The sequence below is a fragment of the Actinoallomurus vinaceus genome, from assembly GCF_039542055.1.
Taxonomy (GTDB): domain Bacteria; phylum Actinomycetota; class Actinomycetes; order Streptosporangiales; family Streptosporangiaceae; genus Actinoallomurus; species Actinoallomurus vinaceus.
Genome location: NZ_BAABHK010000002.1, coordinates 1,067,106 through 1,080,256, shown reverse-complemented (window position 1 = coordinate 1,080,256; position 13,151 = coordinate 1,067,106). Strand labels below are relative to the sequence as shown.

The window sequence follows — 13,151 nt, the reverse complement described above, 5'->3', positions numbered from 1 at the left end:
TTCGTCGCCGAAATCGGCCATGAGGCTGAGACGCCCGCCGAGCGCCTCCACGTACCGGCCGAGGACATGGACCGCCGCGGTATCGGGGCGGGGTCAGACGGCTTCTTCCTGAGGGCGGCGTTCTTCCGGCGTCTGCCCGGCTGCCTCGTCCCTCGCCGGCGCGCGCCTGAGCAGGAGGCAGCTCGCCGCGCCGGCCACCACCAGGGCGATCAGCATCCACAGGGCCGGCCGCTCACCCGCGGCGAACGCGTTGGCGTACGCCTCGTGTGCCAGGCGTTGGAAGAGCCCCGTGCCGCCGGATCCGCCGGAGCGGGGGATGACCCCGCCGCCGCCGACCATCCGGGGGAGTTCGTCGGCGAACCGGGCGCGCTCTCCGGGCGGAAGCTGCCGGGCCAGGCGGGCGGCGTTGCCGGATATCTCGTTGGTCATCCGGTTCTGCAGCACGGCGCCCACGACCGCGACGCCGATCGCGCCCGCCACCTGGCGGCCGCTGTTGAACACCCCGGACGAGGCTCCGGCGAGCCGGGCCGGCAGTTCCCGCATCGCCTCGGTGGTGGCCGGGGCCATGACGAACGCGATGCCCACGCCCACGACGAGGAGTGGCCCGACGAAGGTCGACGCCGTCGCCGTGCCGGACTCCACCCAGGCCAGGAGGCCGATCCCCGCCGCGAGGAGCACCAGGCCGCCGAACATGAGGGAGCGTCCTCCGACGCGGTCGGTCAGCCGGCCCGCGGGAACGGAGAGGAACCCCATGGCGAACGCCATCGGCAGATACGTCAGCCCGGTACGGAGGGCGCTCATGCCCGCGACCGACTGCAGATGAAGGGAGACGAGTAGCGTCACGCCGTACATCGTGAGGTAGAGGACGGCGTTGACCGAGTTCGCCACCGAGAAGGACCGGTAGCGGAACAGCGCCAACGGCACTAACGGCTCCGCGTGACGGCCCTCCCACCAGACGAACCCGGCGAGGACCACGGCACCGGCCACGATGATCTCCGGGATCGTGACGAACCCCGTCACCGTGCCCCAGTCGTAATGCCGGCCCTCGATGAGGCCGAAGGTGATCCCGCCCAGCCCGGCGGTGACGAGGACGATTCCGAGCAGGTCGAAGCGATGCCGCCGGGCGGGGCGCGCGTCCGGTACGAAGAGCACCGTCAGCACGCACGCCGCCGCGCAGATCGGCACGTTGATGTAGAAGACCCAGCGCCAGCTCCAGTCGGTGACGATCAGGCCGCCGAGCACCGGCCCGCTCACCGCGGCCACCCCGGCCGTGGCGCTGAGCAGGCCGAAGGCTGCGCCTCTGCGCTCCGCCGGGAAGATCGCGGAGATCAGCATCATCACCTGGGGCACCATCAGGGCGCCCGCGAGGCCCTGCAGGATGCGCGCCAGTACGAGCTGGGTGACGGTGTCGGACACCCCGCACAACGCGGATGCCGCTGTGAACAGGACGAGGCCGGCCAGCAGCATCCGCCGCGAACGGAGCACGTCGCCGAGACGGCCGCCCGTGATCAGCAGAGCGGCGTAGACGAGGACGTAACCGTTGACGACCCAGAGGACCTGGTCGAGCCCCGCGTGCAGTCCGGTGACGAGGTTCGGCAGCGTGACGTTGACGATCGTGGTGTCGAGTGAGGCCACCAGCATCCCGAGGCACAGCGCCGTCAGCGCCACCCAGGGGTGCTTCGCATCCGCTGATCGCATGTCGGCTCCCGGCTCAGGACGTCGCGATGACGCATTCGAGGTAGTCGGCGTGGGCGACGAGGCTGCCGTCGCCGGCCTCGTTGGTGCTCTCCCATACCGCGACCATGTCGTCGTGCAGTGCCTTACGGCCCGCCTCGTCGAGCCGGTCGAACGCGGCGCGGGCCGGGCCGTACCACGCGCGGAAGTACTCGACGGCGAACTCCACCGACGGGTAGCAGATCGGCTGCGCGCGGCGGGCGACCTTGATGGACCTGATGCGCCCGCCGAACAGCTCGCGGATCCGCTGCTCGGTTCCCCATTCGAACGGGGAACGGAGGCCCGGAGGCGGCTGCAGGTACTTGCCGATCGTCTGCGCGTAGCGGCCGATGACGCCGTCAGGGGTCCAGGCGGTGAGGCCGATCCGGCCGGTCGGACGGACGACGCGCAGCAGCTCGTCGGCCACGCGCTGCTGGTCCGGGGCGAACATGACGCCGAACGTCGACAGGACGACGTCGAAGTCGCCGTCTTCGAACGGGAGGTCCTCCGCGTCCGCCTCGTGGGTCTCGAGTTCGAGATCCTCGCAGCCGGCCAGGTGGGTGGCCTTCGCGAGGAAGTCGCCCACGAAGTCGACGGCGACGACGTCGCAGAAGCGGCGTGCCGCGGCGATGGACGTCGTGCCGGTCGCGGCCGCGACGTCGAGGACCCGTTCGGTGGGGCGCAGCCGGATCGCTTCGCAGAGCAGTTCGGCGTAGAGCGTGGACGTGCGGGCGGCCAGTTTGCCGAGGTCACCGATCGACCATGCCTTGCGCTGGGCTTCGGTGATGAGCGCGTATTCGGTCATGTCCGGGGACGCTACGGCCGGTCCGCCCCGGCCATCTTCGCCCGAGCGGGCCAACCTCGCGGGAGCCGTGGCCCGAACGGGCCACACCTCCTCCATGGCCCCAAGAGCGAGAGCCTCCGCGCGGGTCCCCGGGCGCGGGCTCTGCGCATGCGGGCCGCCAGGAGCGAGCCCCCGGGCGCGGGGTCTGCGCGTGCGGGCCGCCAGGAGCGAGCCCCCGGGCGCGGGGTCTGCGCGTGCGGGCCGCCAGGAGCGAGCCCCTCGGCGGCTCCCTCGAACAGGCCTCCTCTAGAGCAGGCCGACCCGGGAGGCGTACGCGACGGCGGCCGTGCGCGAGGGCAGCCCCAGGCGGGCGAGGATGTTCGCCACGTGCCGTTTGATCGTGTGCTCGCTGAGGACCAGCCGGTCCGCTATCTCCGCGTTGGTCAGGCCGACCGCCAGCAGCCGCAGGATCTCGACCTGGCGCGGCGTCAGCTCGGAGGTCGGCGCGCCGTGGGCCCGGCCGGCCAGGCGGTTCGCCCGCCGCGCGTCGGCGGTGGCGCCCAACCGCTCGAAGACGTCCTGCGCGGCCCGCGCCTCTTCCGCCGCCGGGCCGGGCCGGCCGCTCGCGAGGAGAGCCGATGCCAGGTCGAGCCGGGCGCGGGCGGCGTCGTACGGTCCGCCCGCGCGTTCGTACAGCTCGAACGCGCTCTCCAGCAGCGGGATCGCCCGGGCCGTGTCGGAGAGCGCGGCGCGGTGAACGCCCCGGGCCCACAGCGCCGCCGCCTCCACGGCCTCGACGCCGGACGCGCGGGCGATCTCGGCCAGCTCGTCGACGGCCCCCGCGACCACGTCGGGGTCCTTCGTCCGCACGCCGGCGCGGACGAACACCTCCAGGGCGGGGCCGCGCTCCGCGCCTTCGATCGCCTCCAGCAGCCGCCCGGCGAGGTCGAGCGCGCCATCCGGGTCGTCCCGGTCCAGGTGGAACTCGGCCTGTCCGATGCGAGCGGCCGGAAGCGACCGGCTCGACGCGAAGAGGTCGGCCGCCTCCTCCCACCGCCCCTGGCGGCGGCGCAGCTCGCCGAGGCGTACCCAGGCCTCCGCCGCGAACAGCGGTCGCTGGACGCGCAGGGCCCTGGCGGCGTCGAGCAGCTCGGCCTCGGCTGCGGCCCAGTCGCCGCGCCACAGCAGGATCGTGCTGTAGTGCGTACGGCACCGGGAGAAGGGGGAGCCCAGGTCGAAACGGCGGCAGAAGTCCATGACGCGGGCGCGCCACTGCTCGGCCCGATCCCAGTCGCGCACCTGCTCGCAGCCCTGGACGAGGTAGCAGGTGGGGATCCAGACCGACCCCACCTCGCGCACCTCGCCCGCGAGCGCCGCCGCGGCGGCCTCGTCGAGCAGCCGCATGCCGTCGGCGACCTCGCCCTGGCCGATGCGCGCCATCCCGGTGAGCGCCATTCCCTGGACCTCGAGGTCGGGGGAGCCGAGCCGGCGGCCGATCTCGACGGCGCGCGCCGCCAGCTCGTCCGCCTCTCCGACGTCGCCCCGGAAGCGCGCGGCCATTCCCTTGAAAAGCGCCAGCAGACCGTGTTCCTCCCCTTCGGGAAGGTCGGCCAGGAGCCGCTCGGCACGCTGGAACCAGCCCTGGGCGACCGCGGCCTCACCGCGCAACTGGAGCGCGCCGTTGCCCAGCCAGGCGGCGACCCTGGCCGCCCCGCGGTCGTCGCCCGTCGTGCGGTAACCGCGGTAGGCGTCCTCGTACCGCGCGGTGACCTCCGTATCGTTCTCCAGCCACCACGCCGCCCTGGCGATGCCCTCCGCTGCCGCGGGGTCGTCCGACTCCTCGAGGGCCACGGCGAAGACCTTGCGCGCCTCGGCCCACGCGCCACGGCGTAAGAGGTCGCGGCCCTCCCGCAGCCGGTCGGCGATCATCGTCATACTCGCATCATCGCTCACCCGCAGAGGGCCGGCATCATCTCGACGAGGACGGCGTGCCTCTGGATGATGCGCCCGCGCTCGTGAGGTTCACGGGCGAGGAGTCAGCTCGGCGAGGAGCGCGGTGAGCGTCGTGCCCAGCGGGGCGTCCAGGGTCAGCAGCGCCTCCGCGTCGCCCCGCGTGGCACCCCGGTTGACGATCGCGACCGGGACCGACCGCTCGGCGGCGCGGCGCACGAACCGGTACCCCGACATGACCGTCAGCGAGGACCCGAGGACGAGGAGGGTGCCGGCGCGCTCGGTCAGCGCGTAACACTCCTCGACGCGCGGGCGCGGGACGTTCTCGCCGAAGAAGATCACGTCCGGCTTGAGCGCCCCGCCGCAGTCCCGGCACTCGACGGTGCGGAAGGAGTCGACGCGGTCGTCGCCCAGCACCGCGTCACCGTCGGGATTGATCACGCTCGCCTCGGCGTCCCAGCCGGGGTTGGCCGCGCGCAGCCGCTCGTCGAGCTCCTCGCGCGGGGTGCGCCGCCCGCACGCGAGGCAGACGACGCGGTCGAGGCTGCCGTGCAGCTCGATGACGTCCCGCGCGCCGGCGTCCTGGTGCAGGCCGTCGACGTTCTGGGTGATGACCCCGGCCAGCAGCCCACGCCGCTGAAGCCCGGCCACCGCGCGGTGACCGTTGTTGGGCGCGGCGCGCGCCACGTGCCGCCAGCCCAGGTGGCTGCGCGCCCAGTAGCGCCGCCGAGCCGCCTCGCTGCCGACGAAGGTCTGGTACGTCATCGGGGTGGCTTGTCGGCGGCGCCCGGTCTCCCCCCGGTAATCCGGGATACCGGACTCGGTGGACAGGCCTGCCCCGCTCAGGACCACCACGTCGCCGTCGGCGACCAGGTCGACCAGCATCGCGAAGGCGGTGCCGGCCGCCGGATCCGCTCCCAGCGGCGCCATCCCGGACGGCGCGCGAGCACCATCCGGCCCGACACGAAGTCCGCCGTCGTACACCGCCCCAGTCACCCCTCCATGATGCGCGATGCCCGCCCCTGCCCGAGCCAGGTGGGTGATGGTGAGACCGTCGGTGGTTGCGTCTACGATGCGGTGAGTTCCCCGAATCACCGGTGCCGAGGATGACCTGATGGCGAACCAGCGCGTTGCACGGGCCCTGGAGTCGATGCGGAGCCCGGATCCGGCGCTCCGCGCTCAGGGCTTCGACTTCCTGCGCGAGCACGCCGACACGTACGTCGACGAGATCGTCGCGGCGTTCGGCCAGGAGCGCGACGACGACCTGCGCTGCCTCCTCCTCGAGCTCATCGCCGAGGCCCGGTCTCCGGGCGCTCTGACGATCCTGGCGGATCAGCTCGACAGCGACGACGAGCCGGTGCGGTTCTGGGCGATCCGGGGTCTGGAGATGCTCGACAGCGCCGAGGCCCGCCAGGCCCTCCACCGGGCACGCGTCAACGGCTGGCTCGCCTGACGGTCGCCCCGTTCCCGGCCACGCGTCAGTGGTCGGGTTCCCTGACGTCCTGCCTGTCCCCGGGCGCGCTGTCTACGGCTGGATCGCCTGACGTCCTGTCCGTTCCCGGGCGCGCGTCAATGGCTGGGCCCCTGACGGTCGGCCCGTTCCCGGCCGTGTCAATGGTCGGATCCCCTGATGTCCTGTCCGTTCCCGGGCACGCGTCTACGGCTGGATCGCCTGACGGCCGCCCCGTCCCCGGGCGCGCGTCAATGGTCGGATCGTTTGACGGTCGGCCAGCCTCCGGTCGGGCGCATTGATCGTCCGTACGGGCGCGCGGTGTAGTCTCCGTGTACTACACGCCGTAGTAGTCGGTGAGGTCATGCGTCCGCCTGGGTGGTTCCGTCTGATGCGCGCCGGGGTCTTCGCCTCGGTGTGCGTCGTGCTGTCCATGGCCGGTCACGACATGATGGCCGCCCGGCCGGCCCCCGCCTGGGCGGGGTGGACCGCCTTGGCCGTCGTCACGGCGGTGGGCTACCGCCTCGCCGACCGGCGGCGGTCGGCCTGGTGGATCCTGCTGGCCGTCGAGGTCGCGCAGATCTGCCTGCACCAGTGGTTCACCTGGGCCACGCCCTCCGCTCCCGGGCATCTCGTCATGACGATGGACGGCGGCGCCCACCACGTCGTCGGCGCGGCCCCGCCCGTACGGCACGGCGCGTCGGCCGGGCTCGGCATGCTCAGCGCCCACGCGATCGCCGGAATGCTCGTCGCCCTGTGGCTGTACGCCGGCGAACGAGCCCTGTGGCGAGCGCTGAGCGCGCTCGGCGAGTCCCTCCTCGGCCGTACGTTGCGGGCACTGGTCCTGCTGGCATACGCGGACCTTCACACACCTCCGCGTCCCTCCGCCGCGCCGTGCCGTCGCGACGACGACCCCCCGCCCGTCGCGGCCGCGCTCCGGCACGTCCTCGTACGGCGCGGCCCTCCTCGGCACGTCGGCGTTGCAGTGAACGCCCTCATCTGATCACCACCCGTCCCGACGACGCGCGGCGTCCCACCGCCGCGTCGCCGTCCGCCCGGTCGCCCCGGCGTCCGGCACCGGATACCGCCTCGCGGCCCCGAACGGCGCACCGGCGCATCCGCGCCAGACGCCGAACGCGGTTGCGCCTGGCACCTGCGGTCTCGCATGGGACCGTGCGTGGTTGTGCCTCGCATGGCGTGCGGCGCGCCGGTGCCACCGCGCCGAGCGCTGGTCGTGCCTGGCACGTGCGGTCTCGCATGGGAGCGTGCGTGGTCGTGCCTCGCATGGCGCTTGGCGCGGCGGTGCCACCGCGCCGAGCGCGGTCGTGCCTGGCACGTGCGGTCTCGCATGGGACCGCGCGCGGTCGCGTCTCGCATGGCGTGCCGCGTGCTGGTGCCGCGCCAGGCACGGCCACGCCTGGCCCCTGCGCGCAGGCGTCCTGCGTGGGGCCGCGTGGTTGTGCCTCGCATGGCGTGCGGCGCGGCGGTGTCGTCGCGCCGAGCGCTGGTCGTGCCTGGCACGTGCGGTCTCGCATGGGAGCGTGCGTGGTCGTGCCTCGCATGGCGCTCGGCGCGGCGGCGCCACCGCGCCGAGCGCGGTCGCGCCTGGCACCTGCGGTCTCGTAAAGGATCGTGCGTGGTCGCGCCTTGCATGGCGTGCGGCGCGCCGGTGCCGTCGCGCCAGGCACGGCCACGCCTGGTGCCTGCGGGCACGCGTCCTGCGTGGGTCCGCACGCGGTTGCGTCGCGCATGGCGTTCCGCGCGTTCCGGCCGTGGCCCGGGGCCATCGCATCTGGCTCGCGTCGCGTGCGGCGCCGAGGGCTGCGAGGTCTGGGCTGCGTCGTACGCGGTGCCGTGGGCTGCGGTGCCTGACTTGCGTCGCGTGGGCTGAGGCGTCTGGCCCGCGCCGCGGCGCCCAGGACCGGGCGCACGGCACCACGCCGCCAGGCGGATCGGCGACGCGCCTGCGCCCAGCCCTGCCACGCGGCGGATCGGCCTGGCCCTGCCATACGGCGGATCGGCGACCGCGCCGGGCGGCGGCCGTGCTGGGCGGCGATAGCGCCGGGCGCGATCGCGCTGGTGGCGCCCATCGGGTCGGGGTGGCGTGTTCCATCCGCATGTCTTTCCGAGGAGCAACATGTCTTTTCCGCGTGCCCTGGCACGAGTATCGAGCCTGTCGGCGACCAGCCCTGGACGGGCCACGAAGGCGCTCGCCGCGTTGACCGCGGCCGTCGTCGTGACCGCCGGCGGCTGCGGCACCGAGCCCGTACGATCCGGTGCGTCCGCGCCGGACGACGCCGCGCCCCGCAGGACCTCCTATCCGCTGACCATCGACAACTGCGGGCAGAAGGTGAGGTTCACCCGGCCGCCGAGCCGGGTGCTGATCCTCAACGGCACGTCGGTGGGCGAGGTCGAGAGCTTCATCATGCTCGGCCTGACCCGCGCCATCCTGGCGAACGTCCAGCACTACGGGGTGTCGGACGACCCGTCCATGGTCGCCGCCATCAAGGCGCTGCCGACCCGGGGCCTGACGATGAACAAGAACTTCGACGTCCCCGCCGAGCAGGTGCTGGCGGCACGGCCCGACCTGGTGGTCTCCACCTGGTCCGGCGGGTTCGACGCCCGCAACGGCTTCGCGACACGCGAGCAGCTCGCGGCGGCGGGCATCAACTCGCTCGTCAACCCCGTCAACTGTGCGAACGGCAGGCCGGACGCGTCTCCGGCGGAGAAGGAGGCGTGGCGGCACGCGTCGATCGAGTCGTCGTTCCAGTTCATGACGCTGCTCGGGCGGATCTTTGACGTGCAGGCCAAGGCCGCGCAGACGGTCGGCGCGCTTCGCGCCCGTGTGCGGGCCGTTCAGGAGAAGGTCGCCGGAAAGCCGCCGCGGAAGGTCCTGATCGCCTATCCGGGCATGTCGATGATGAACGCCAACGGTCTGCCCGCGATCATGACCGGCGGCATCTACGACGACGTCATCAAGGCCGCGGGCGGCGTGAACTCCTTCGCCGGACGCACCGAGGACACGACGCGCACCCTCGACAAGGAGCAACTGGCCACCGCTCAGGTCGACGTCCTCGTCGTCGGAGCCTTCACCCCGAACGAGAGACCCGCCGAAGAGGCCGAGCGTCTGTTCGCCGCCTATCCGCAGTGGCAGGCGTCGAGGACCCGCACGTACACCGTCGTCTCGGACGGCGTCTACCTGGGTCCGATGAACGCCTGGGCCGTCGAGAAGCTCGCGAAGGTGATCCACCCTGATGGCTGACCGTCTCGACAGAGCCCATCCGGTCTCCGGCCGCGCGACCGGCGCGCTGATCGGCGGGCTCGCTCTCGCCCTGCCGGCGGCCTCGATGGTGGCGATCTCGATCGGCTCGGTGACGCTGCCGGTCGGCGCCGTGTGGCGGGTGATCGGCGCTCACCTGACCGGGCGGACCGGAGGGCTCGATCCCCTGCGCGACCAGGTCGTCTGGGACATCCGTACGCCGCGGGTGCTCCTCGCGGCGGTCGCCGGGGCGGGCCTGAGCGTCGCCGGCGTCACGTTCCAGGCGCTCGTCCGCAACCCGCTCGCCGACCCGTACGTCCTGGGCGTCTCCTCGGGTGCCTCGCTCGGCGCCGTCCTGGTCGCCGCGCTGGGGACGACGGTTTTGGGCGGCGTCGGGGTCACCGGCGCCGCGTTCGCCACCGCCCTGGTCAGCGTGCTGCTGGTCTACCTGCTGGCCCAGCGCGCCGGCCGTCTCCTGGATTCACGCCTGGTGCTGGCGGGGGTCGCCGTCGGTTACCTGTGCTCGGCGGTGACGAGCTATGTCCAGCTCCAGCTCGATCCGACGCAGCTGCAGGGGCTGATGTTCTGGCTCATGGGCAGCGTGGCGGGCGGCACCTGGCGTGCTCTCGGCCTGCCCGCCGCCGTGGTCGCGGTGTGCGTCGCGTACCTGCTCCTGCAGGCGCGGAGCCTCAACGCGCTGTCCGCCGGCGACGACGCCGCGGCCGGGCTCGGCGTCCCGGTGCAGGCGCTGCGGGTCACGCTGCTCGTCGTCGGGTCGCTGCTGACGGCCACGGTGGTCAGCGTGGCCGGCGGGATCGCCTTCATCGGGCTGATGGTCCCGCACATGGCCCGGTTCATGGTCGGCGGCGACCACCGGCGCGTGCTGCCGGTGGCGCTCCTGCTGGGCGCGGTGTTCCTCGTCGTGGTCGACCTGGCCTCGCGAACGGTGGACCGGCCGGAGGAGCTCCCCATCGGGATCTTCACGACCGCCGTAGGCGTGCCGTTCTTCCTGTGGCTGCTGCGGCGCCGGGCCGGGGGGAGGGGCTGATGCGGCTGCGGATCGCGGGCCTGTCGGCACGGGTCGACACCCGCCCCGTCCTGTCCGGCGTCGAGCTGACCGCCGAGCCGGGCGAGTTCGTCGCCCTCGTCGGCCCGAACGGCAGCGGGAAGTCGACGTTGCTGCGCACGGTCTACCGCGCGCTGCGGCCGACGGCCGGGGTCATCTCCCTGGACGGGGAGGACCTGTGGGCGATGCGCGCCCGCCAGGCCGCCCGCCGCCGGGCGGTCGTCACCCAGCACGGCGACGTCGACGCCGAGCTGTCCGTCGCCGAGGTCGTCACGATGGGCCGGGGACCCCACAAGGGCCTCCTCGACCGGGAGAACGACACCGACCGCGCCGTCGTCCGCGCCTCCCTCGAACGGGTCGGGATGGACGGCGAGGCGGGCCGGCCGTTCTCGACCCTGTCCGGCGGCGAACGCCAGCGCGTGCTGCTGGCCCGTGCCCTGGCGCAGCAGGCACCGCTGCTGGTCCTGGACGAGCCCACCAACCACCTGGACGTCCGCGCCCAGCTGGACCTGCTGGACCTCGTACGGGACCTCGGTCTCACCCTGCTCGCGGCACTGCACGACCTGGACCACGCCGCCGCGTACGGCGACCGCGTCGTCGTGCTGGAGCAGGGCCGGATCGTCGGTCACGGGCCGCCGCTGGAGGTCCTCACCCCGGCGTTGATCGCCAGGGTCTTCGGCGTCCGCGCCCACGTGGGCCCGCACCCCATCACCGGCCGCCCGCACATCGCGGTGGCCTCACGCCCGGTGTAGCCCTGTCGGCCGTGGTTCCCGCGTCAGGGGACCACGGCCGGCGGTCCGGTCAGCCGTTGCAGCCGCAGGAGCATCCCTTGGCGCAGGAGCAGCTGGATCCGTGTCCACATGAACATCCGCGTCTCATGGACCGAGCGTGCGCTCTCCGGCCGTGGCGGGCAAGGCCAGATCCCGCTTACCTCCGCCGGTTACCGATTTCTCCCGGCGTACGAAGCGGCGGAGACCATCCGGCTCAGCGGGGAGCGCCGGCGGCCCGGCGTTCGTAGCGCAGGAGGACGGTCTGGGAATCGAAGGTGCGCGAGCCGACGAGCGTCATGTCGATGCGGTCCTTCGGCTCCAGGAACAGCCGCGGCCCGCCGCCGAGGACGACGGGGTGGACGACGACGCGGTAGTCGTCGAGCAGGCCGAGTTCGGTGAGCGAGGCGGCGGCCTCCGCGCCGCCGGTCAGCAGGATGTCCTTGCCCGGCTGCCGCTTCAGCTCCGCGACCTCCTCGGCGAGGTTCCTCCCGATGACGCGGGCGCCCCAGCCGGGCTCCTCCAGCGTCCGGGAGACCACGATCTTCGGGGTCCGCCGCCAGTACGGCGCGAACACCCGGGCGTGGTCGTCGGCCGTGGCGGGGTCGGCGTCGGCCGTCGGCCAGTAGGCGGCCATCCCCTCCCACACCCCGCGCCCGTACAGGAGGGTGTCGACCTGCTCGTTCATCGCCTCGGAGTACGCGAACAGCTCAGGCCCCACGGCCGGCCAGTCGAACTCTCCGTACGGCCCCGCGATGTGGCCGTCGATCGACGCGTGGACCCAGTAAATGATCTTCCGCATGACGCTCCTCCGCTGACCGCGGCGCCTCTCTCGGGCGCCGTCACAGGGGAGTCGGAGCCACCCGCACGTTCTTGACATCCCGGAGGAGATCGAATGTGACCGCCGCCGGTTCCCGGCGGCCGAGGGGCCCGGAAAAAGGGTTGGCTCGGCCGTTCCAGTCCGGGTTACTTTGCGCCCTATGGCGGAGATTCAGGGCAGATGCGACGACCGGTTCACCAAGGTGGCCGAGGCGCTGGCGGCCTCGCTGGACGCCGAGGACGTCGGCGCCTCGGCGGCGGTCTACGTCGACGGCGAGCCGGTGGTCGACATCTGGGGCGGATACCTCGACGCGGCCCGTACCGTCCCGTGGGAACGCGACACCATCACCAACGTCTGGTCCACCACCAAGACGATGACGGCGCTGTCCGCACTGATCCTGGCCGACCGCGGCGAACTCGACCTGGACGCGCCGGTCGCCCGCTACTGGCCCGAGTTCGCGGCCGCGGGCAAGCGGGACGTACGGGTGCGGCACCTGCTCGGCCATACGGCGGGCCTGCCGACCTGGGACGGGCCGATCACGGTGACGGACCTGTACGACCGGCCGGCCGTCACGGCGCGGCTGGCCGAGCAGGCCCCGCAGTGGGAGCCGGGCACCGAGGCCGGTTATCACTCGATCACCTTCGGCTTCCTGATCGGTGAGGTCGTCCGTCGCGTCACCGGGCGCAGCCTCGGCGCGTTCTTCGCCGAGGAGGTGGCCGGGCCGTTGGGCGCCGACTTCCACATCGCGCTGCCGGCCGAGCACGACCATCGCGTCGCTCCGCTGATCGCCGCGCCCCAAGGGGACAGGCCGGAGGGGTTCCTGGTCGGAGTGTCCGACGCCAATACGCCTGCCTGGCGGCGCGCCGAGATGCCCGCCATCGGCGGGTACGGCAACGCCCGCTCCGTCGGCGCCGTGCAGTCGGTGCTGGCGGGCGGAGGCGTCGCTCGCGGCGTACGGCTGCTGTCGGAGGCCGGGTGCGAGCGTGTCTTCGAGGAGCAGTACCGCGGTGAGGACCGCATCCTCGGCATGCCGATCCGCTGGGGCATGGGCTACCGGCTAGAGAACCACACGTGCTCTTGGGGCGGGTGGGGCGGCTCCGTCGTGCTCGTCGACTTCGACCACCGGATGACGGTGTCGTACGTGATGAACCAGGTCCTCTGGGACGACGGCTACTCCCGGGGGCTCGGCATCGTGCTGGCCGCCTATGACGCGATCTCGGCCTAGTGATGATCCGCCTTCACGTGAGGGCGTGGCGGAAGTTTTTACCTTTATGTCCGGTTCGAGGTCTCGATGACGTGTAGTGACCTCTTGTACGATCTGCGGCACTTGAGTGGATTTGCG

The 13,151-nt window shown here is 72.8% G+C and carries 11 protein-coding genes; 6 read left to right on the top strand and 5 right to left on the bottom strand.

The window, feature by feature from the left end; all coding sequences use genetic code 11:
* Positions 1–93 precede the first annotated feature (93 nt).
* The 4 genes from ABEA24_RS10775 to ABEA24_RS10760 all read right to left on the bottom strand — a co-directional run bounded on the left by ABEA24_RS10775 (position 94) and on the right by ABEA24_RS10760 (position 5,377).
* Entirely contained in the window at positions 94–1,698 is a 1,605-nt protein-coding gene (locus ABEA24_RS10775) for a DHA2 family efflux MFS transporter permease subunit (protein WP_345430547.1), read from the bottom strand.
* Between the two features lie 13 nt (positions 1,699–1,711).
* The gene (locus ABEA24_RS10770) at positions 1,712–2,518 is read right to left on the bottom strand and encodes a class I SAM-dependent methyltransferase (protein WP_345430546.1); all 807 of its coding nucleotides are present in this window, start codon (positions 2,516–2,518) and stop codon (positions 1,712–1,714) included.
* Positions 2,519–2,803: 285 nt separating this feature from the next.
* A complete protein-coding gene (locus ABEA24_RS10765; protein WP_345430545.1) occupies positions 2,804–4,432 on the bottom strand; it encodes a LuxR C-terminal-related transcriptional regulator in 1,629 nt (542 codons plus the stop codon).
* Between the two features lie 87 nt (positions 4,433–4,519).
* Positions 4,520–5,377, bottom strand: a complete 858-nt coding sequence (locus ABEA24_RS10760; RefSeq protein ID WP_345430640.1) for an NAD-dependent protein deacetylase — start codon at positions 5,375–5,377, stop codon at positions 4,520–4,522.
* A gap of 184 nt (positions 5,378–5,561) precedes the next feature.
* On the opposite strand from ABEA24_RS10760, the gene ABEA24_RS10755 reads away from it, so the two are divergent.
* The 5 genes from ABEA24_RS10755 (at position 5,562) to ABEA24_RS10735 (ending at position 10,974) form a co-directional block, all read left to right on the top strand.
* Positions 5,562–5,900 (top strand): HEAT repeat domain-containing protein, encoded by a 339-nt coding sequence (locus tag ABEA24_RS10755; protein WP_345430544.1) that lies wholly within the window; start codon positions 5,562–5,564, stop codon positions 5,898–5,900.
* A gap of 388 nt (positions 5,901–6,288) precedes the next feature.
* Positions 6,289–6,900: a hypothetical protein gene (locus ABEA24_RS10750; RefSeq protein ID WP_345430543.1), complete on the top strand. Its 612-nt coding sequence runs from the start codon at positions 6,289–6,291 to the stop codon at positions 6,898–6,900.
* Between the two features lie 1,134 nt (positions 6,901–8,034).
* Positions 8,035–9,159: an ABC transporter substrate-binding protein gene (locus tag ABEA24_RS10745; RefSeq protein WP_345430542.1), complete on the top strand. Its 1,125-nt coding sequence runs from the start codon at positions 8,035–8,037 to the stop codon at positions 9,157–9,159.
* Entirely contained in the window at positions 9,152–10,204 is a 1,053-nt protein-coding gene (locus tag ABEA24_RS10740; RefSeq protein WP_345430541.1) for a FecCD family ABC transporter permease, read from the top strand. Before ABEA24_RS10745 ends, ABEA24_RS10740 begins: the two co-directional genes overlap by 8 nt.
* The gene (locus ABEA24_RS10735) at positions 10,204–10,974 is read left to right on the top strand and encodes an ABC transporter ATP-binding protein (RefSeq protein ID WP_345430540.1); all 771 of its coding nucleotides are present in this window, start codon (positions 10,204–10,206) and stop codon (positions 10,972–10,974) included. The genes ABEA24_RS10740 and ABEA24_RS10735 overlap by 1 nt, the downstream gene beginning before the upstream one ends.
* A 232-nt stretch (positions 10,975–11,206) precedes the next feature.
* Here the strand turns inward: ABEA24_RS10735 and ABEA24_RS10730 are convergent, their stop codons facing one another.
* Entirely contained in the window at positions 11,207–11,791 is a 585-nt protein-coding gene (locus tag ABEA24_RS10730; RefSeq protein WP_345430539.1) for a dihydrofolate reductase family protein, read from the bottom strand.
* A 178-nt stretch (positions 11,792–11,969) separates the two neighbouring features.
* Between ABEA24_RS10730 and ABEA24_RS10725 the strand changes: the two genes are divergently transcribed.
* Positions 11,970–13,034: a serine hydrolase domain-containing protein gene (locus ABEA24_RS10725; protein ID WP_345430538.1), complete on the top strand. Its 1,065-nt coding sequence runs from the start codon at positions 11,970–11,972 to the stop codon at positions 13,032–13,034.
* Positions 13,035–13,151 lie beyond the last annotated feature (117 nt).

Excerpts from the sequence above, each read along its gene's own strand:
- ABEA24_RS10725 (WP_345430538.1), top strand. The coding sequence starts at position 11,970 with ATGGCGGAGATTCAGGGCAGATGCGACGACCGGTTCACCAAGGTGGCC.
- ABEA24_RS10750 (WP_345430543.1), top strand. The coding sequence starts at position 6,289 with ATGCGCGCCGGGGTCTTCGCCTCGGTGTGCGTCGTGCTGTCCATGGCC.
- ABEA24_RS10730 (WP_345430539.1), bottom strand. The coding sequence starts at position 11,791 with ATGCGGAAGATCATTTACTGGGTCCACGCGTCGATCGACGGCCACATC.
- ABEA24_RS10765 (WP_345430545.1), bottom strand. The coding sequence starts at position 4,432 with ATGACGATGATCGCCGACCGGCTGCGGGAGGGCCGCGACCTCTTACGC.
- ABEA24_RS10760 (WP_345430640.1), bottom strand. The coding sequence starts at position 5,377 with ATGGCGCCGCTGGGAGCGGATCCGGCGGCCGGCACCGCCTTCGCGATG.
- ABEA24_RS10770 (WP_345430546.1), bottom strand. The coding sequence starts at position 2,518 with ATGACCGAATACGCGCTCATCACCGAAGCCCAGCGCAAGGCATGGTCG.
- ABEA24_RS10735 (WP_345430540.1), top strand. The coding sequence starts at position 10,204 with ATGCGGCTGCGGATCGCGGGCCTGTCGGCACGGGTCGACACCCGCCCC.
- ABEA24_RS10740 (WP_345430541.1), top strand. The coding sequence starts at position 9,152 with ATGGCTGACCGTCTCGACAGAGCCCATCCGGTCTCCGGCCGCGCGACC.
- ABEA24_RS10775 (WP_345430547.1), bottom strand. The coding sequence starts at position 1,698 with ATGCGATCAGCGGATGCGAAGCACCCCTGGGTGGCGCTGACGGCGCTG.
- ABEA24_RS10745 (WP_345430542.1), top strand. The coding sequence starts at position 8,035 with ATGTCTTTTCCGCGTGCCCTGGCACGAGTATCGAGCCTGTCGGCGACC.
- ABEA24_RS10755 (WP_345430544.1), top strand. The coding sequence starts at position 5,562 with ATGGCGAACCAGCGCGTTGCACGGGCCCTGGAGTCGATGCGGAGCCCG.